This is a genomic window from Paraburkholderia sp. (assembly GCF_035501035.1).
Classification (GTDB): domain Bacteria; phylum Pseudomonadota; class Gammaproteobacteria; order Burkholderiales; family Burkholderiaceae; genus Paraburkholderia.
Genome location: NZ_DATJWR010000128.1, coordinates 13,179 through 31,984, shown reverse-complemented (window position 1 = coordinate 31,984; position 18,806 = coordinate 13,179). Strand labels below are relative to the sequence as shown.

Below are 18,806 nucleotides of genomic sequence, written 5' to 3'. Positions count from 1 at the left end.
GCGCTCGTCCTGCCACATGTTCTGCTTGAGGTTGTAGGTGCGGCCGGTGCCCGGCACGAACTGCCACATGCCGGCCGCCTTGGCGACCGAAAGTGCCTGCGGGTTATAGGCGGACTCGATGAACGGCAGCAGCGCGAGCTCGGTCGGCATGTGGCGCGCCTCGAGTTCCTCGACGATGTGATAGAGGTACTTCTGCGAACGCTCGGTCATGCGCGCGACATAGTCAGGCCGCTGGGCATACCAGTTGGCGTTCATGTCGACGAGGTCGCTCTGCAGGTCGGGAATCTGGAAACCGCGCTTGATGCGCCCCCATAGGTCGGCGTCGGGGCTCGTGAGCTGATCGACGGAACCTTGATCGACGTTAATGGTTTCTTTTGCTGCGGAGGTCTTTCGGATGAGGTCGGCGTTGGCCTGAGCGTCGGCTGGGGCTGAAGAACTCGCAGACGGTCCCCCGCTCGCACAGGCGGCGAGCATAAGGACCAGCAGCGCACTAAAAATAAATCGCATGAAAATCTACATCCGCATGGCTGGAATTTGCAGCCGATAGTACGGAACGCACCCGTTTCCGTCAATCGGAATTATTGGAAAAAAAGCCATGAAAATCCATAGCTTGTGTGCGATTCCACACGATTGGGTTGAGCATACCCCTCATTTGCCCAGGTCAGCGGAAACGGTTTTTCCATTCGCGCATCAGGGTGAATGCAGCAAGCCGGTCCCGCACCGGTGCGTGTAGCGCTTCGGTGAGCGCGGCTTGCACCGCCACATCACCCGCGCGCAGGAACGGATTGACGGCGCGCTCGTGCGCGATCGTCGTGGGCAGGGTCGGCACGCCGCGCTCGCGCAGCGACGCCGCCTCGCGACTCCAGTCGCGCAGCGCAGCGTTGCCGGGATCGCAGGCAAGCGCAAAGCGGATATTCGACAGCGTGTATTCGTGCGCGCAATGCACATGGGTATTGCCGGGCAACGCCGCGAGCGCGTCGAGCGAGGCGAGCATCTGCCCGGGCGTGCCCTCGAAGAGGCGGCCGCAGCCGCAGGCGAACAGCGTGTCGCCGCAGAACAGGTGCGGCGTGCCGCCCGGGGCCGCGGCCTGGAAATACGCGATGTGGCCGCGTGTGTGGCCCGGCACATCGATCACCGTGAAGTCGAGCGCGGGCGCGTCCAGATGGACGGCGCGGCCGCCCTGCACGCGCGTGACGAACGGATCGAGTGGGCCGAGCGCCTCGCCAGCCGGACCGTAGACCGGCACACGAGCGTCGGCGAGCAGGTCCGCCACACCGCCGACATGGTCGTTGTGATGATGGGTGAGTAAAATAGCGACGAGCCGCCAGCCGCGCTTCGCGAGGTATGCGCGAACCGGCGCGGCGTCGCCCGGATCGACGGCGACGGCGTTGCGGCCGTCCGACACGACCCAGATGTAATTGTCTTCAAAAGCCGGAACCGGTACGTATTCGTACGCGTCGCGCGAACGCGCGTACTCAAGCGGACTCTTCATGGGGCGACGTATTTTTCGACATGTCTGACCGAACGATTATAGACTGGCCCGCCTGGGCCGCCTCGCCCGCTGGACGGTACGTGCTCGGCTGGGAGCAGGAGCAGCTCGACCGCGTGGTGTCGAACGTATTCGGCTACCATGCGCTGCAGCTCGGCCTGCCGCAGCTCGACGCCCTGCGCGAGAACCGCATGTCGTGCCGCGGCCTCGTGCTCGACGCGGCCAGTGCGGCGAGCGCACCCTATACGGTTCCGGCCGCGGCGGCGCACGGCTACGCGGGTGGCGCCGACGCCATGGCGGGCGCGCTCGACCTCTCCGGCGCACGGGAAGGCGCCCCGCTGGAAGGCCGCGCCCAGGCGACGGCGGCCGGAGGCCCGCAATCGCGCCACGCGCCCGCGGGCCGTAGCACCGTATGGTGCGATCATCTCGATCTGCCGTTCGAGGCGCAGAGCGTCGACCTGATCGTGATGCCACACACGCTCGAGTTCACGAGCGACCCGCACCGCCTGCTGCGCGAAGCCGAGCGCGTGCTGATGCCCGAAGGACAGCTGCTGATCGTCGGTTTCAACTCGCTTTCGCTGTGGGGCGCGCGCCAGTCCGTCGCGAAGCTGACCGGGCATCCGTTCCTGCCCGCACGGCAGGACCTGATCGCGTTCACGCGCTTGAAGGACTGGATCAAGCTGCTCGGCTTCGAGCTTGAACGCGGGCGCTTCGGCTGCTATCGTCCGCCGCTCGCGACCGATCAGTGGCTCGGCCGCTACGCCTTCATGGAGGCCGCCGGCGACCGCTGGTGGCCGATTTTCGGCGCGATCTATATGGTTACGGCGATCAAGCGCGTGCGCGGCATGCGCCTCGTCGGGCCGCTAAAGGTCAAGAAACCGGCGCTGGCGCCGAGCCTGAAGGCCGCCGCCACCACCCCCTCCCCCACTCGCAGCAAGGACACATGAGCACACCCGACTTCGTCGAAATCTTCACGGACGGCGCCTGCAAGGGCAACCCCGGCCCCGGCGGCTGGGGCGCGCTGCTGCGCTTCGGTGCGCAGGAAAAGGAACTGTTCGGCGGCGAGGCCGGCACGACCAACAACCGCATGGAGCTGATGGCGGTGATCGCCGCGCTCGAGGCGCTCAAGCGCCCGTGCAAGGTGATCGTGCATACCGACTCGCAGTACGTACAAAAGGGCATCAGCGAGTGGATTCACGGCTGGAAGAAGAAAAACTGGATGACGGCCGCGAAAACGCCGGTCAAGAACGACGACCTCTGGAAGCGGCTCGACGCGCTGGTCGCGCAGCACCAGGTGGAGTGGCGCTGGGTGAAGGGCCACGCAGGCCATCCGGAGAACGAGCGCGCCGATGCGCTCGCGAACCGCGGCGTCGCCACCCTCGCCGAACTCTGAGCACGCGCCACGCGCGGCTTCATCACGCCATTACGCTTTACACGACATGCGCCAGATCATTCTCGATACCGAAACCACCGGCCTGAACGCCCGCACGGGCGACCGCATCATCGAAATCGGCTGCGTCGAGCTGGTGAACCGCCGGCTCACCGGCAAGAACCTGCACTTCTACGTGAATCCGGAACGCGACAGCGACCCAGGCGCGCTCGCGGTGCACGGCCTCACGACCGAGTTCCTTTCCGACAAGCCGAAGTTCGCCGAAGTCGCGGACGAGATTCTCGACTTCGTCAGCGGCGCGGACATCATCATCCACAACGCGCCGTTCGACATCGGCTTTCTCGATGCTGAGCTCGCGCTGCTCGGCAAGCCGGCGTTCAAGGCGCATTGCGGCGAGGTGATCGACACGCTTGTGCAGGCCAAACAGATCTTCCCGGGCAAGCGCAACTCGCTCGACGCGCTGTGCGAACGCTTCGGCATCAGCAACGCGCACCGCACGCTGCACGGTGCACTGCTTGACTCGGAGCTGCTCGCCGAGGTTTATCTCGCGATGACGCGCGGCCAGGAAAGCCTCGTCATCGACATGCTCGGCGAGCAAGCCGAGCCGGGTGCGCCCGCCGCGCCGCGCGTGCAGTTCGACTCGCTGGAGCTGCCCGTGATCGCGGCAAGCGATGAAGAGCTGGCCGCGCACAACGCTTTGCTCGACGACCTCGACAAGGCCCTCAAGGGAACGTCCGTCTGGCGCACCGAGCCTGTGGCCGCCGAAGAAAATGCGGTCGATACGCAGAATGCTTAAAAAAGGGCTTTACAAGATCGAGAATGCCCTGCATAATCTCAATCTCTTCGGGTGGTTAGCTCAGCGGTAGAGCACTGCCTTCACACGGCAGGGGTCACTGGTTCGATCCCAGTACTACCCACCAGAATTCCTGGTGTTGGTAAAGCCAATACACCGAAGAATAAAAAGCCTCGTTGCGAACGCAACGAGGCTTTTTGCTTTGCGTAATGCGAAACCGTGTTGCGCCGCACTGAGGCATCCCCTTCCCTACCTCGTTGCGGTGATTAGCCATCGTGGCGATGGCTCACATGAGCGCATCGTCTCTGCGCCCTACTCACCCGCGTCGAATTCCGGACAAACTGCCGCCATGGCCAGAAATCTTCAGTAAAACGAAGCATTGCCTGCCTGCAACAATAACCCGCTCCCGCGCGCGTTTCCCGTTGGCTCACAGCCCGATCGCACTACTCGCCGCCAGTATCGAGACCGATGCCACGCGCCATGCCCGTCGCCGCGAACACCATCACGACGAGCAGCACGGTCTGCCATACCCCGATGCGAGCGTATTTCGGCGCGCTAGTGAGATCCGGCACATCGCCGCGCCGCACGGCGAGGCGCCAGCGCAGCAGTGCCATCATCGGTGGGATCTCGAGCAGGAGGATCAGCACGAGCGCCCCCATCTTGACGTGGAAAAGCGGCTCGTGGAAATAGTACCCGGCGCCCTTCTCGAAGCCACCGAACGCACGCATCGCACCGGTCACGATCAGCACGAGCGCCGAGCCACCCCAACCGTTGTCGGCGCTGAAGATCGCGGGCAGGTCTTCGGTCGAGGTGCAGCGGCGCAGTCCGCGCGTGCGCCGCAGAATCGACGCGAGCGCGAAGCCGAAAGCGAGCAGATGGACGGCGGCGAGCAACCAGCGTGTGAGCATTGCGACTCCTTCGAGTGGACGACAGGAACGGCAAGCAGCAGCGCAGCGGGGTCGGTGCCGGCTGAGCGTCGTGCAGCACCGCTATGGGCGCGTCAGACCTGCTCCTCCAGCGCCGCATCGAGCGCGCGCGCAGCCGTGCGATCGCCATCGGAAGCGAGCCGCACGCGAAACACGATCTGGCGATTGTGGCCCGCCGCAGCCGGAGAATCCCAAAGCAATTCGATCTTTGGCCAGCGCGCAGGCTTGCCCGCCTGCGCCGGTGGCAGCGACGCAGGCGCCGGCCGCTGCACGGCGGACGCGCTCGGCGCAGGCGACCCGGCCTCTTGCCCGGTGGCCGCGCCCGAGGAATCCGCACCGCCGGCCGGCGCCGCGGGATAGTCTACGTCGGCGACGTCCGCCTGCGTTGGCGCCGGCGCGGACAAAAGTGCTGGCCCGCGCGCCGACGCCCCGCCCTCGGGAGCGCCCGAAAGCCACCGCACCGAAAGCTCGCGCGCATCGTACTGCCCGACCTTGCGGCTCTCCTGCCAGACGACAGTCGTGCGCGCGACGGCGTCGATCGACACCGCGAAGCGCCCGATCGCGAAGCGACGCGCCGCGATATTGGTGCGCCACAGCGCGCGCGGCCGGCAGATCCAGACCACCGCCGCGTAAAGCGCAGGCGCGGCGACGAGCCAGCCGTTGGTATCGGCAACCGTATGAGCGGTGCGCCGCCAGCCGGCGGCCCAGACGAACGCGCCGATCGAGCCGATCGCGAACAGAAAACCGAGCACCCCAAAAAAGCGCAGCGCCTGGCGCAGCCACTGCGGCAGAGGATGAAACGGCCGCTCGACGCGCGCCTTGGCGCCGGGCAGCACGATCAGCAGGAAGAGGAAGACGAGATTCAGGCACGCCGCCGGCGACGAGGCCATGCCTTCGAGCGCGGCGAGGAAGTCCATCTGCGCCATCGAGTGCAGCCAGCGCGCCAGGATCATGAGCCCGATCGCGCGCAGCGCGAACAGCGTCCCGGCACCGGGTAAGGTGGCCGTGGGCGTCGGTCGGGTTCTCGTCAAGGGCTTTCTCCTCTGTCGACGGGAGTTAGCGCTTTAGTGCTTACTCCTGTCCCATGCAAAGCTGTCGACAGAAGTTGGCGCTTTAGCTGTCGGTCGGAGTTGGTGCTTTAGCACTGACTCCGGCACTATGCAAAGCTCCTACTCCTGTCCCGTGCAAGGCAGCTTCTACTGTCAAAAATAAGCCGCGGTTTTCGCGGCACGGCCATTATAGGGACATTGCGGCCTGTCCTCACATCGCGTCGCCCATATGACAACGCCCCAGAGCGCGTGCTCCGGGGCGTTGCTTGAGACAGAGGAGCGCGCCGCAGCGCGCCCATGGCGGCGAAGGCTTAGCCGGCGGCGACTTCGCGCAGCACGGTGCGGCGCTTCTGGCGCAGCAGTTCTTCGTACACGGCGACGTAGTTGCGCGCCATCACTTTCGACGAGAAGCGTGCCTCGAACGCCGCGCGCACCTTCTCGCGCGACAGCGTCGACAGGCGCTTGACCGCCGCGACTGCGCTGATTTCGTCTTCGACGACGAAGCCCGACACGCCATTGTCGATGACTTCCGGCACCGAGCCGCGCTTGAACGCGATCACGGGCGTGCCGCACGCCATGGCTTCGATCATCACGAGACCGAAGGGCTCCGGCCAGTCGATCGGGAACACCAGAGCATGCGCATTGCCGAGGAATTCGCGCTTTTCGGCTTCGCCGATTTCGCCGATGTACTCGACGTGCGGCAGCGCCATCAGCGGCTTGATGACTTCTTCGTAGTAGGCACGGTCGGCCTTGTCGATCTTGGCCGCGACCTTGAGCTTCATGCCCGCCTGGCCGGCGATGCGAATCGCCTTGTCAAGCCCCTTCTCCGGCGAGACGCGGCCGAGGAATGCGAGGTAGCCGGGCTCGACGTTCGGAATCGGCTTGAGCACGTCTTCCGGCAGGCCGTGGTAGACGGTCTGCTGCCAGTTGGCTTGCTGCAGCGGGATACGCTGGTTGTCCGAGATCGAGACGACCGGCACGTCGCTGAACGCGCTGAAGATCGGCTGCAGCTCGGGCAGGTCGAGACGGCCGTGCATGGTCGTGACGAACGGCACCGGCTGGCGCTGGAACAGCGAGAACGGGTAGTAGTCGATGTGGAAATGCAGCACGTCGAACTCTTCCGCGCGGCGGCGCACTTCTTCGAGCAGCAGCATGTGCGGAGCCATCACGTCGCGAATCGTGGGGTCGAGGCGCAGCGCCTGCGGCCAGAACGCTTCGAGCTTCGCCGAGGTGACCGAATCGCCGCTCGCGAACAGCGTGACATCGTGGCCCTGTTCGACCAGCGCTTCGGTCAGGTAGGAGACCACCCGTTCCGTGCCGCCGTACAGCTTGGGAGGAACCGCCTCGTGCAACGGAGCGATTTGAGCGATTCGCATAGTGGTGAACTCCTTCCTCGTAATAAATCGGGCAAAAGACTGCAAATTTGACAATCGACCCTCGCAGGCGGCGGCTTCCTTGTCGCCAACGCGCCGTACCGGGCGTTCCATACCGCTAACCGCGCCGGAAATCCGGACACAGACCCGACGCAGTTGTGAAGTGGCATGAGGACACACGCGGCGGTTCAGGCGGTAAACGCGCAGGGTTCGCGGTCGTTGACACAAAAGCTGTCAGATTCCCTACGCCGTTCGAGTCGGCATTATCCCGTTCTCGGGAAACTACCGGCTGGATCATTTCAAACTCTTTACGTTGTTACAAACCGGAAACACTCCGCAACCCCCTGTTTTCTAAGACAGTTCTAGATTTGGGGACGCGCGGCACAATACCACTGCGGCTGCTGGCGATTGCCGACTTCCGACTGTCTGTGGTTGCGTTGCCGCGCCGGAGCCCGGCGCTTTTTGTGCGAGCACGGCGCCGTTCCGAATGCAATCCGTAATTCTATCTCTAAAACAGTCCAGGATTACCGTTGAACCTCCGCCGCAACAGGATGTCGCGGCGCCGTATCCCCGGCGATCGTGTCGCGATATGATGCGCGTCCGCCAGGCACAGGCGGTGCGTCTTGGGCCAGGGGTGTTTACAATGCGGGAAGTCCGCCTTCGTTGCCGCGCGCCAAAAGCCGTTCGTCGCCGTTGCGCGCCTTCTTGCTTCTTTTGAACTTGCACGGACGAAGTTCCGTCAGACCGACCACCGATCAATTGGAACATCTGACCATCGCCCAGCGTAACGCCCACAACGCAAAGCTCGCGAGCTATGCGCGGCGGCCGCTCGCGTTCCTTTTCCGCTACATCAAGCGCCATCCGTTCGCCCACGCCGTCGTGCTTGCCAGCGTGTTCGCGGCCGTCGGCTGCGCGCTTGCGTCGCAATACGCGATCAAGCATCTGATCGACGTGCTCGGCGCGGGCCGCCACCATCCGGGGCCGCTGTGGACCGCGTTCGCCATCCTCGTAGGCCTGATCGCCGCCGACAACCTGCTCTGGCGAGTCGGGGGCTGGTTTGCCGCGCACACTTTCGTCGCCGTGACGGGCGACCTGCGGCGCGATCTGTTCCAGTACCTGAGCGGGCACTCACCCACTTACTACGCCGAAAAGCAGCCCGGCACGCTCGCGAGCCGCATCACGGCAACCTCGAACGCCGTCTACACGGCCGAGAACACGACGGCCTGGAACGTGCTGCCGCCCTGCATCGCCGTGGCCGGCGCGATCGTCATGATCACCGCCGTGAACCCGCTGATGGCAGCCGGCCTGCTGCTATGCTCGGCGATCCTCTCGGTCATCCTCTTCAAGCTGGCCGGACGCGGCTCGTCGCGCCATCATACGTTCGCATCCAAGGCGGCCGCCGTAGACGGCGAACTCGTCGACGTGATCGGCAATATGGCGCTCGTGCGTGCCTTCGGCATGACGTTGCGCGAGCAAAAGCGCTTCGGCTCGACCGTCAAGGCCGAGCTCGATGCCCGCCGCTCCAGCCTGCTCTACCTCGAAAAGCTGCGTCTGCTGCACGCCGTGATCACGGCGATGCTCTCCGCCGGGCTGCTCGGCTGGGCACTGTGGCTCTGGGACCAGGGCAGGGCGACCTCCGGCGACATCGTGCTCGTGAGCTCGCTTGGCTTCACGATCCTGCACGGCACGCGCGACCTCGCGGTGGCGCTCGTGGATGTGACGCAGCACGTCGCCCGCCTCTCCGAAGCCGTGCAGACGCTGCTCGAGCCCCACGGCATGCCCGACCGCGACGACGCGACGGAACTCGTCGCCCAGGGCGGGCGCGTCGATTTCGAGGGCGTGACCTTCGCCTACCCGCACCGCAAGCCGATCCTCGACCACTTCGATCTGCGCATCGAGGCGGGCCAGCGCGTGGGGCTGATCGGCAAGTCGGGCGCCGGCAAGACCACGGTGCTCGCGCTGCTTCAGCACTTCTACGAGCCCCAGGGCGGCGCCATCAAGATCGACGGCCAGGACATCGCGCACGTCACCCAGGACAGCCTGCGCCATGCCATCGCGCTCGTGCCGCAGGACATCTCGCTGCTGCACCGCTCGATCTACGAGAACATCGCCTACGGCCGCCCCGAGGCGAGCCGCGAGGAAGTGCTCGCCGCGGCGCGCGAGGCGCGCTGCGCCGATTTCATCGAGGCAATGCCCGAGGGCTACGACACGATCGTGGGCGACCGTGGCGTGAAGCTGTCGGGCGGCCAGCGCCAGCGCGTCGCGATTGCGCGCGCGATCCTGAAGAATTCGCCGATCCTGCTGCTCGACGAGGCCACCTCGGCGCTCGACAGTGCGTCCGAAGAGGCCATCCAGCAGGCGCTGGACCGGCTGATGGTGGGCCGCACGGTCATCGCGATTGCACACCGTCTCTCGACGTTGCATAACTTCGACCGCATCATCGTGATGAGCGCGGGCAAGGTGATCGACGACGGCAGCCCCGAAGAGCTGCGCAACCGCCCGGGCCTGTACCGCGAACTCCTCTCCAAGCAATACGGCAAGCATTCCACGCTGCATCTGGGCAACAAGAAGGCCGACGAAAAGCACGTGGCCTGACTGCCTGACACGGACACAGGCGGGCACTTCGCCCGCCTGTGGTCGGCATAGCCTGCTACCGGAGACGAAAAAGCCGCTTCAGTGCATCGACTGAAGCGGCTTTTTTTCGTCTGCGTCGCCCGCGGACGCTCGTGCTTCAGCCCTGCGCGCGCTCCAGAGGCGGCAAGGCCGCGCCGCGCCGCACGCTGACGTGGCCGAGATCGCGCATGAAGCGGTCGCGCCACACGGAGACATTGTTCTCGCGCAACTGCGCCATCATGTCCCGATAGCGTGCGAGGCGTTCGGCGAGCGGCATCGAGAGCGCCGCGCCGAGCGCGTCGGCCATGCCATCGATGTCGAGCGGGTTGACGATCAGCGCGCCGGAAAGCTCCTGCGCCGCACCCGCGAAACGCGAGAGCACGAGCACGCCCGGATCCTCGGGGTCCTGCGCCGAAACGTATTCCTTGGCGACGAGGTTCATGCCGTCGCGCAGCGGCGTGACGTAGCCCACGTTCGACGCGCGGAACAGCGCGGCCAGCACAGAGCGTTCGTACTGGCGGTGGATGTACCAGATTGGCGTCCAGTCGAGCTCCGCGTAGCGGCCGTTGATGCGCCCCGACTCGGCCTCGAGGCGCAGCCGGATGTCCTGATAGGCATGGAGGTCGGCCCGCGTGGGCGGCGCGATCTGCACGAACGAAACCTTGTTGCGCTGCGCCGGCGCGTGGTCGAGCAGGCGCTCGAAAGCGCGAAAGCGCTCCACGAGCCCCTTCGAATAATCGAGCCGGTCCACGCTCATGATGACCTTGCGCCCGTGCAGCGTCGCCTTGAGCGTGCGCACCGGCTTGCCGCGCTCGCCGGCCTTGGCGAGTTCCGCGATCTCGTCGGGATAGACGCCGATCGGATAATCGCCCGCGCAAAGCGACTGCCCGAACGCCTCGATGCGTGTGAGACCATCCGGCTGCTTCTCGATCGTCCCTCCCACCTCGTTCACGATGTAGTCGCAGAATGCGCGCAGATCGGGCTTCGTCTGGAAGCCGAGCAGATCGAACGAGCACAGCGCCTGCACTAGCTCGCGATGGGGCGGCACCGCCAGCAGCACCTGCGAAGCCGGAAACGGAATGTGCAGGAAGAAGCCGATGCGGTTCTTCACGCCCGCCGCGCGCAGCGCCTGGGCAAACGGAATCAGGTGATAGTCGTGAACCCAGATCACGTCGTCTTCACGCAGGAGCGGCACGAGTTGCTGCGCGAGCCACGCGTTCACGCGGCAATAGCCTTCGAAGTCATGGCGGTCGTACTGGACGAGATCGGCGCGGTAGTGGAACGCGGGCCAGAGCGTCGCGTTCGAAAAGCCGCGATAGTACTGGTCGTAGTCGCGCCGCAACAGGCCGATGGTCGCGAAGGTCACGGGCCCGCGCTCCTCCAGCGCGATCTGCGGCTGGCCCGAAGTCAATACGTCCCCACTCCAGCCGAACCACATGCCGCCGGTTTCCTTGAGCGCGTCGTAGACGCCCACCGCGAGGCCGCCCGCGGCCGGGCCGCCCTCTGAAATCGGCGCGACGCGGTTCGACACGATGATCAATCGGCTCATGAGGTGCAGGGTCCGTGCAGGAAATCGGAAAGGCGTCGCGCGCGCGGAGTGGCGCCGCGCGGCAAGTGGTCAACGAAGGGGATGAGGCCAGGCATGCGTACTGTCCACCGGTCACCGAGCGCCTGGCATCGCGGCAACGAGCGACGTGAGCCAGCCGAGCAGCGCCTCGACCGAGTCGACGCGCATCTGCGCGATGGTGTCGCCGCCGCCGACCTTGATCGACAGGCCACCCTGCGCGTTGACGACAGCGAAGCCCTTCTCGTCGGTCAGGTCGTCGCCGGCAAACACCGGGCGGCGGCCCGCGAACGGCGGCTCGTCGAGGAAGGCGCGCAGCGCGCGGCCCTTGTCGACGTCCTTCGGCTTGATCTCGTACACCATCTTGCCGGGCTGCAGCACGTAGGCGTCGGCGTAATCGGCGGCGAGGCGCCCGGTCGCGGCGCGCGCGGTGCCCTCGTGCTCGGGCGCATTGCGGTAGTGCAGCGCGAGCGACGCACCCTTGATCTCGAGCAGCATGCCCGGATGCGTGCGCACCACCTCCGCGAGCACCTGCTCCATGTGCAGCAGGCGCTGATCGTTGAAGCCAACACGCTGCGTGTCGCCGTTGGCGTCGCGCCGCTCTGCGCCGTGCAGACCCGCCACCGGCAGGTCGGGCATGCCGAGAAACGTGTCGATGCTGTCGATGCCACGGCCCGAGACGATCGCCACCGCGTCGCGCGTGGCGCGTCGCAGTTCGCGCAGCAGCGCGAGCATATCGGGGCGCACGAGCACGCCGTCGGGCGTGGGTGCGAGATCGACGAGCGTGCCGTCGAAATCGAAGAAAAATGCCGTCTGATCAGGCGGCAGGACTGCCGGAAGTGCTTGCATTACGCTCTTTTCGCCCCAGGGCCTCACGGCCGGGAAAGGTTCCGCGCCGTGAGGCGCCGGAGAAAGTGTGCGAATCTTACCGCGCCTTCAATCGATTTTCGAGAAAGTAAGGGGCGGACCCGCCTTGTTAGGGATGGGAGCTAGACACATCCTCGAAGACACACCGTTTGTCATACGAAAAGCCGACACCGGCACTACGCTGGACTTTCAGCGGCGTGCAACAGATCAACGCGAGCGGTACGTACGCCGCAGCGCATGCGCCGACGCGCATCCGATTTTGCTACAGTCGCAGTCACAAGCCGAGCCTTAGCCCTGCCACGCGCGGCCCATCCAGATCAATCGAGTCAAAGAGACAGCCTTTGTTCCTCGCCTTCCCGCCTTCGCTTCGCAGGTTCCGCGCCCGTATCGGCGGCGGCGCGTGGAACCTGTGGAGAGCAGCGATCGTAGCGGGCACCGTGCTGCTCGGCGCGTGCTCGCATGCGGGCGAGCCGTGGCAGCTGACCAACGTGAGCGGCCACCTTCCCGACCTCGACTTCGCACTCACGGCCGACAACGGCCAGCCCGTGACTGGTGCGAGCTTTCGCGGACGCACGACGCTCGTGTATTTCGGCTATACGCATTGCCCGGACGTCTGCCCGGAAACGATGGCGCGTCTGATGCAGGTCATAGCAGAACTCGGCCCCGACGCCAGCAAGGTGCGGATACTCTTCATCAGCGTCGATCCCGCGCGCGACACGCCACAGGTACTGCACGCCTACGTCGGCGCATTCGATGCGCAGCACGCGCGCGGCCTGACCGGCACCGATGCACAGATCGAGTCGCTCGCGAAGCGCTACCGCGTGGCCTACCAGATGGAAAAACGCGACCCCGATGGCAGCTACGAAATCACGCACAGCTCGGCCGTCTATGTGTTCGACGCGCAGGGCCGCGCGCGCCTGCTCGCCACCGACCGCGACACGCCGGAAGCGATCGCGCACGATCTGCGCCGGGTCATCGACGATGCGACATGAGCACTTGCCGCCCCGCAGCTGCAAGCTTCGGAGCGCAGCCGCCACAGGAAACCTCATGACGGAGAACCTCATGTCACTCCACGTCTTTTCCGGCTGTGCGCTCAGCGCGTTCGGTGCGCTCGCCGGTGGCGGCGCTCGGCCGCTCGACACGACGCAGCGTGGTTGCGCGCGCAAGCATATTGCACACGCGATGAACCCACCGCCCAGCCCGCGATGAACCTCCTCTACTGGCTCGAACCCTGGGAGCCCTCGCCGACCGTCGTCGTCGCCGTGCTGCTCGCGGCGGTCCTGTTCGTACGCGGCAAGCGGCATGCACGCGTGTCGCTCGCGCGCCAGCTCTCGTTCTGGTTCGGGCTCGCTGCGCTCTACGTCGTGCTGCATACGCGGCTCGATTACTTCTTCGAGCACGAGTTCTTCATGCATCGCGCGCAGCATCTGGTGCTGCATCACCTGGGGCCGTTCTTCACCGCGCTCGCCTACCCCGGTGCGGCGCTCCGCGCGGGCATCCCGTTCGCGTGGCGGCAGCGCTTCGTGCGTCCTGCGCTTGGCGCGCGCCCCGTGCGCGTGGCGCTCGACATCGTGATGCATCCCGTCGTCGCGGTGGCGCTCTTCGTCGGGCTCATTTACTTCTGGCTCTTTTCGCCGATCCACTTCATCGCGATGCTCGACTGGCGCCTTTATCGCGTCATGAACTGGAGCATGGTGATCGACGGGATGCTGTTCTGGTGGCTCGTGCTCGACTCACGCCCCGCGCCGCCCGCGCGCCTCTCGCCGGGCAAGCGCGTGCTGGTCGTGATCGCGGCGATTCCGCCGCAAATCCTGCTTGGCGCGTTCATCTTCTTCACGCCGCGCGAGCTCTATCCGGTCTACTCGATCTGCGGCCGCGCGTTCACCTGGCTCTCGCCCATGCGCGACCAGCAACTCGGCGGCCTGCTGCTGTGGATTCCGGGGTCGATGATGAGCGTGGTCGGCGCACTGATCGCGCTGCGTCACTGGATGCGGTTATCCGCACGCGGACGCCTGCCGCAGGGCAAGCGTTCCAACCTGCGTCCAGCCGATCGTGCGCACGATGAGGAAGGGCACACGTTGCACACCTGAGAGCAAACGCAACGTACGAAGGACACCGAACTACGCCGAGCGCATCCACACGTGTGGAATGCCGTCCTCGTCGTGAACGTCGCCCACGGGCGAGAAACCGAACGCGCCATAGAACTTCTGAAGATGTGCCTGCGCATGCAGGCGCATCTTCACGTCCGGCCATTGGCGCGCGATGTGCGCGATGGCGCGCTCGAGCAGCGCATTGCCGAGCTTGATGCCGCGATGGTTCGGCGCCGTCACCACGCGGCCGATACGCACGTCCGCGTCGTTGGCGTCGGGCACCAGCACGCGCAGATAGCCCGCCAGCTCGCGCGCGCCGCCCTCCCCGCTCCAGGCGAACAGATGCCACGCGTCGAAATCCAGACCATCGATGTCGCCATAGACGCAGTTCTGCTCGACGACGAAAACGTCGGAGCGCAGCTTGAGCATGGCATAGGCTTCGCGCGCATCGAGCGCGTCAAAGGCGTTCCATTGCCAGTCGAATTGGGACAGCGGCAAAGCGAGGGGCTGCACGGTCATGATCTGCGATTTCCGTCGAAACATCGTGAATGGCCACGATTATGCCGCGCCTCGCACGCGCCACCAAACCGGCGCCTTGCGCCATCACTTGCGCCGGCGCGGCTGCGCGTACTTGCGCCAGTACTGGAACGGCTCTTCGTGCAGATCGATGTCGAGATCGACGATGCGCGCCTGCATGCTCTCCTGCGCGTCGGCAATCGCCTTGTTGTAGACCGCGGGCGCGATCTCCTCGAGAAAGAAGCCGAGCAGCGCGCCCGCCGCGACGTTGCCGATCGGCTCCTCCATGTTGGCGTCGAAATAGCGCTGGATGGATGCGATCGCCTCGGTGCGAGCGTCTTCGGGAAGTTCGATGGGCATGTCGGAAAGCCGCAGAGAAAACGTTCCGGCCATTGTGCGCCACATGCGCTTGCGAACAGGCAAAAAGCAGCGAAAATACAGCGCAAAAAACAAAAGCCACCCGAAGGTGGCTTTTGTTTTGCATCTGGAGGCGCGAGCCGGAGTCGAACCGGCCTACACGGCTTTGCAGGCCGCTGCATAACCGCTTTGCTATCGCGCCAGAAGCGGACTGACCGGAATACGGAACATGGCGAAGCTCTGCTTGCGCCCGCAACGACCGGACAGATTTGTGCGGTGGCCCGATAAAAATCCAGGCCTGCCAAACAAAAAGGGAAGCACTGCTTCCCCGTGGCATTTGGAGCGGGAGACGAGTCTCGAACTCGCGACCTCAACCTTGGCAAGGTTGCGCTCTACCAACTGAGCTACTCCCGCATACTTACTGCTTTTTCCTGCTTCGATACTTCGTTTGCCCCTGCTGCCGGAAAACGCCGCACCTTGAAATCTGGAGCGGGAGACGAGTCTCGAACTCGCGACCTCAACCTTGGCAAGGTTGCGCTCTACCAACTGAGCTACTCCCGCGTTTTGCGCTTCATGCTGCTGACTTCGCCTAACTGCTGCTCATCTTCAGCTATCCCCACCGCATCTGCCAGTTTGTTGCCGTGTCGTGCAGCGGAGAAGTGAGATTATGTATAACCCGCTGAATCGTGTCAACCCCTTCAGTCGATCTTTTTAGAAAAAGATGCGCGGGTCTGATACGAAAGTCATCGAAGCATGCTCAGAGGCTACCCCGCTCGCGGATCTGCGGCCACGCGAGCTTCATGTAGTAGAGCATCGACCAGATGGTGAGAAACGCCGCCACGTAGATGAGCCACGCGCCCCACACGCGCGAGTCGAACAGCGTCACGCCGCCGAGCGTGAGCGGCGCATAGAAGAGCAGCATGGGAATCGCGACCATCTGGCACGCCGTCTTGAATTTGCCGAGCGAATTCACGGCAACGCTCTTCGAAGCGCCGATCTGCGCCATCCATTCACGCAGCGCCGAGATGGCGATCTCGCGGCCGACGATCACGAGCGCGATCACGGCGTCAAGCCGTTGCAGATGCACGAGCACGAGCAGCGCTGCGGTCACCATCAGCTTGTCCGCGACGGGATCGAGAAACGCGCCGAACGACGAGGTCTGATTCCACTTGCGCGCGAGATAACCGTCGAACCAGTCGGTGAGCGCCGCCAGCACGAAGATCAGCATCGCCGCCGCGTTCTGCTGCATCGGGGAGAGCATCGTCTGCGGCAGATAGAACACGCCGACCACGAGCGGAATCAGCACGATCCGCAGCCAGGTCAGGAGAATCGGAATATTGAACGGCATCGGCTGGCGCTATCAGTCGGGGAAGATGCAATTATGGGAGATGCAATTGTGCCGCGTCGCCGCACCTGCCACAAGCAAACGTAAGGAACACCTCCCGCCGCCTATCAGTGAAGCTGCTGGTAGATCTGCTCGGCAAGCGCGCGCGAGATGCCCTCCACGCTGGCGAGGTCCTCCACGCTCGCCGCCATCACGCCGCGCAAGCCGCCAAAGCGCGCGAGCAGTCGCTGACGGCGCTTCGCGCCCACGCCTTCGAGCTCTTCCAGACGCGAAGTCTGACGCGCCTTGCCGCGCTTCGCGCGCATGCCGGTGATGGCGAAGCGGTGCGCCTCGTCGCGGATCTGCGCGACCAGCATGAGCGCCGCGCTCTCCTTGCCGAGTTCGAGCGGCGCGCGGCCGTCGGCGAACACGAGCGTTTCGAGGCCGACCTTGCGCCCCTCGCCCTTCGCCACGCCAACCAGCATCGCCGGATCGAGACCCAGTTCGGTGAACACCTGGCGCGCGATCTCGACCTGGCCCTTGCCGCCGTCGATCAGCACGATGTTCGGTAACATGCCGCCGGGCGGCGGAGCTTCCGCGGCTTCGGCGCCCTCGACGGCTTCGCTGGCATCACTGGGCTCCGACAATGCATCCGGATCCGCGGGGTCGGGCGTGGGCACGCGCATCTGCGCTTCGTCGGCTTCGGCACGCGCCGCCTGCGCCACCATTTTTTCGTAGCGGCGCGTGAGCACCTGGCGCATTGCGGCGTAGTCGTCGCCCGGGGTGATGCCGGTGATGTTGTAGCGCCGATACTCCGACGACTGCATCTTGTGATGGTGATACACGACGCACGACGCCTGCGTCGCCTCGCCCATCGTGTGGCTGATGTCGAAGCACTCGATGCGCAGATGCGCGAGATCGTCGAGCTCGAGCCCGAGCAGTTGCGCGAGCGTGCGCGTGCGGGCCTGCTGCGAACCCTGCTCCGAGAGCAGGCGCGCGAGCGCGAGCCGCGCGTTCTGCTCGGCCATTGCGAGCCATGCGCGCTTCTGGCCTTGCGGCTGGCGCAGCAGCGTGACCTTGTGGCCGGCCTGCTCGCTCAGCACGTCGACGAGTTCGCGGTTCGCGGGCGGATGGCTCACCACCAGCACGGGCGGCACGCGGTTGCCGAAGTAATGCTGCGCGATGAACGCGTCGAGCACCTCGGATTCGATGCCGATCTCGCGCTTCTTGCGCGCGAGCGCTTGCCGCTCGGCTTCTGCCTCGGCCGCATCGCCAGCGGCCACGCCTGCATTCTCATCGTCTTCGGCAAGTTCGGTCGCGATGGCGACAGCATCGGCCGCGAGCATCTCATCGTCGTGCGCCCCGTCCTGGCTTTCCTGGCTTTCCTGGCTGGCTTCGTCGACGAAATCCTCGACCGTCTTGCGCGCAAGCGACGGCAAGGACTTCAGCGCGCTCGCCGCGACCACGGTCTCGCTGTCGATCTCCTCGGCGACGCCGCCCTCCTCGTCGGTGAGCGCGCGCTCGACGTGCGCGGGGAAATAGGCCTTGTCGCCCAGATGCCGGCCGCCGCGCACCATTGCGAGGTTCACGCAGACGCGCCCACCCAGCGCCACCACCGCGAGGATGTCGACGTCGCTATCGCTGCCCGTTTCGATGGCCTGCTGATGCAGCACGGTCGCAAGCGAGCTCATCTGGTTGCGCACGGCCGCCGCCTGCTCGAACTTGAGTTCCGCGGCGAACGCGTGCATCTTCGTCTCGAGCTCCTTCATCACCTCGTTCTGGCGGCCGAGCAGGAAGCGCGAAGCGTTGCTCACGTCGCGCGCGTAATCTTCCTCGTTGATCGCGCCCACGCAAGGCGCCGTGCAACGCCCGATCTGATGCAACAGACAAGGCCGGGTGCGATTGTTGAACACCGAATCCTCGCAGGTGCGCAACTGGAACACGCGCTGCAGGATCTGAATGCTCTCGCGCACGGCCGAGGCGCTCGGAAACGGCCCGAAGTACTGGTTGTTGCGATCGACCGCGCCGCGGTAGTACGCCATGCGCGGAAATTTGTGGCCGGTGAGCTTGAGGAAAGGATAGGACTTGTCGTCGCGAAAAAGGATGTTGTAGCGCGGCGTGAGCGCCTTGATGAGATTGTTCTCGAGCAGCAACGCTTCGGCCTCGGAGCGCGTGACCGTGGTTTCGATGCGCTCGATGCGCGAGACCATCATCGCGATGCGCGGCGAAAGCAGCGTCTTGGTGAAGTAGCTCGACACGCGCTTTTTCAGGTCGCGCGCCTTGCCGACGTAGAGCACCGCGCCTTGCGCGTCGTAGTAGCGGTACACGCCAGGCAGATGCGGCAGCTGCGCGAGCGCCTTTTTCGGGTCGAAAACGTCAGTGTCGGTCATCCAGTTCCGGGGACGCGAGGGTGCGTCGATCTGATGTGAGGTCTTGCATGCCGCGCCGCCGGCGC

The 18,806-nt window shown here is 65.2% G+C and carries 17 protein-coding genes and 4 tRNA genes; 7 read left to right on the top strand and 14 right to left on the bottom strand.

The genetic code is table 11. From position 1 onward, the window contains the following. Together VMJ11_RS09210 and gloB are read right to left on the bottom strand one after the other, a co-directional pair. Positions 1-507, bottom strand: a 507-nt coding sequence (locus VMJ11_RS09210; RefSeq protein ID WP_325619108.1) for a transglycosylase SLT domain-containing protein, incomplete at its 3' end; no start/stop codon positions are given. A gap of 154 nt (positions 508-661) precedes the next feature. Further along, the gene (gene gloB, locus VMJ11_RS09205; RefSeq protein ID WP_325619107.1) at positions 662-1,492 is read right to left on the bottom strand and encodes a hydroxyacylglutathione hydrolase; all 831 of its coding nucleotides are present in this window, start codon (positions 1,490-1,492) and stop codon (positions 662-664) included. Positions 1,493-1,512: 20 nt separating this feature from the next. Between gloB and VMJ11_RS09200 the strand changes: the two genes are divergently transcribed. From VMJ11_RS09200 to VMJ11_RS09185, 4 genes are all read left to right on the top strand, one after another. Further along, a complete protein-coding gene (locus VMJ11_RS09200; RefSeq protein WP_325619106.1) occupies positions 1,513-2,436 on the top strand; it encodes a class I SAM-dependent methyltransferase in 924 nt (307 codons plus the stop codon). Continuing rightward, the gene (gene rnhA / locus VMJ11_RS09195; protein WP_325619105.1) at positions 2,433-2,882 is read left to right on the top strand and encodes a ribonuclease HI; all 450 of its coding nucleotides are present in this window, start codon (positions 2,433-2,435) and stop codon (positions 2,880-2,882) included. Before VMJ11_RS09200 ends, rnhA begins: the two co-directional genes overlap by 4 nt. A gap of 46 nt (positions 2,883-2,928) precedes the next feature. Next, entirely contained in the window at positions 2,929-3,675 is a 747-nt protein-coding gene (dnaQ, locus tag VMJ11_RS09190; RefSeq protein ID WP_325619104.1) for a DNA polymerase III subunit epsilon, read from the top strand. Positions 3,676-3,724: 49 nt separating this feature from the next. Continuing rightward, positions 3,725-3,799, top strand: a tRNA-Val gene (locus tag VMJ11_RS09185). 316 nt (positions 3,800-4,115) lie between these two features. Here the strand turns inward: VMJ11_RS09185 and VMJ11_RS09180 are convergent. The 3 genes from VMJ11_RS09180 to VMJ11_RS09170 form a co-directional block, all read right to left on the bottom strand. After that, entirely contained in the window at positions 4,116-4,580 is a 465-nt protein-coding gene (locus VMJ11_RS09180) for a DUF2214 family protein (protein ID WP_325619103.1), read from the bottom strand. Positions 4,581-4,672: 92 nt separating this feature from the next. Next, positions 4,673-5,629 carry a hypothetical protein gene (locus tag VMJ11_RS09175; protein ID WP_325619101.1) on the bottom strand — a complete coding sequence of 319 codons (957 nt, stop codon included), beginning with the start codon at positions 5,627-5,629 and terminating at the stop codon, positions 4,673-4,675. Between the two features lie 329 nt (positions 5,630-5,958). Then, positions 5,959-7,023 (bottom strand): glycosyltransferase family 4 protein, encoded by a 1,065-nt coding sequence (locus VMJ11_RS09170; RefSeq protein WP_325619099.1) that lies wholly within the window; start codon positions 7,021-7,023, stop codon positions 5,959-5,961. Positions 7,024-7,779: 756 nt separating this feature from the next. On the opposite strand from VMJ11_RS09170, the gene VMJ11_RS09165 reads away from it, so the two are divergent. Continuing rightward, complete coding sequence (locus VMJ11_RS09165) at positions 7,780-9,615, top strand: ABC transporter ATP-binding protein (RefSeq protein WP_325619097.1); 1,836 nt, start codon at positions 7,780-7,782, stop codon at positions 9,613-9,615. 136 nt (positions 9,616-9,751) lie between these two features. On the opposite strand, the gene otsA is transcribed toward VMJ11_RS09165, so the two are convergent. Next, positions 9,752-11,182: an alpha,alpha-trehalose-phosphate synthase (UDP-forming) gene (gene otsA, locus VMJ11_RS09160; RefSeq protein WP_325619095.1), complete on the bottom strand. Its 1,431-nt coding sequence runs from the start codon at positions 11,180-11,182 to the stop codon at positions 9,752-9,754. Positions 11,183-11,293: 111 nt separating this feature from the next. Beyond that, the gene (gene otsB, locus VMJ11_RS09155) at positions 11,294-12,046 is read right to left on the bottom strand and encodes a trehalose-phosphatase (RefSeq protein ID WP_325619093.1); all 753 of its coding nucleotides are present in this window, start codon (positions 12,044-12,046) and stop codon (positions 11,294-11,296) included. A gap of 440 nt (positions 12,047-12,486) precedes the next feature. On the opposite strand from otsB, the gene VMJ11_RS09150 reads away from it, so the two are divergent. Then, a complete protein-coding gene (locus VMJ11_RS09150) occupies positions 12,487-13,056 on the top strand; it encodes an SCO family protein (protein WP_414694351.1) in 570 nt (189 codons plus the stop codon). Positions 13,057-13,269: 213 nt separating this feature from the next. Next, a complete protein-coding gene (locus tag VMJ11_RS09145; protein WP_325619091.1) occupies positions 13,270-14,154 on the top strand; it encodes a cytochrome c oxidase assembly protein in 885 nt (294 codons plus the stop codon). Between the two features lie 30 nt (positions 14,155-14,184). On the opposite strand, the gene VMJ11_RS09140 is transcribed toward VMJ11_RS09145, so the two are convergent. The 7 genes from VMJ11_RS09140 to uvrC all read right to left on the bottom strand — a co-directional run bounded on the left by VMJ11_RS09140 (position 14,185) and on the right by uvrC (position 18,741). Next, on the bottom strand, positions 14,185-14,673 hold the full coding sequence (locus VMJ11_RS09140) for a GNAT family N-acetyltransferase (protein WP_325619090.1): 489 nt from the start codon (positions 14,671-14,673) through the stop codon (positions 14,185-14,187). An 84-nt stretch (positions 14,674-14,757) separates the two neighbouring features. After that, on the bottom strand, positions 14,758-15,030 hold the full coding sequence (locus VMJ11_RS09135; protein WP_325619088.1) for a DUF2164 domain-containing protein: 273 nt from the start codon (positions 15,028-15,030) through the stop codon (positions 14,758-14,760). A 125-nt stretch (positions 15,031-15,155) separates the two neighbouring features. Further along, positions 15,156-15,229 (bottom strand) — tRNA-Cys (locus VMJ11_RS09130). Between the two features lie 136 nt (positions 15,230-15,365). Beyond that, a tRNA-Gly gene (locus VMJ11_RS09125) sits at positions 15,366-15,441 on the bottom strand. A gap of 71 nt (positions 15,442-15,512) precedes the next feature. Further along, a tRNA-Gly gene (locus VMJ11_RS09120) sits at positions 15,513-15,588 on the bottom strand. Between the two features lie 196 nt (positions 15,589-15,784). Beyond that, the gene (pgsA, locus tag VMJ11_RS09115; RefSeq protein WP_325619086.1) at positions 15,785-16,375 is read right to left on the bottom strand and encodes a CDP-diacylglycerol--glycerol-3-phosphate 3-phosphatidyltransferase; all 591 of its coding nucleotides are present in this window, start codon (positions 16,373-16,375) and stop codon (positions 15,785-15,787) included. A 104-nt stretch (positions 16,376-16,479) separates the two neighbouring features. Continuing rightward, complete coding sequence (gene uvrC, locus VMJ11_RS09110; RefSeq protein WP_325619084.1) at positions 16,480-18,741, bottom strand: excinuclease ABC subunit UvrC; 2,262 nt, start codon at positions 18,739-18,741, stop codon at positions 16,480-16,482. Positions 18,742-18,806 lie beyond the last annotated feature (65 nt).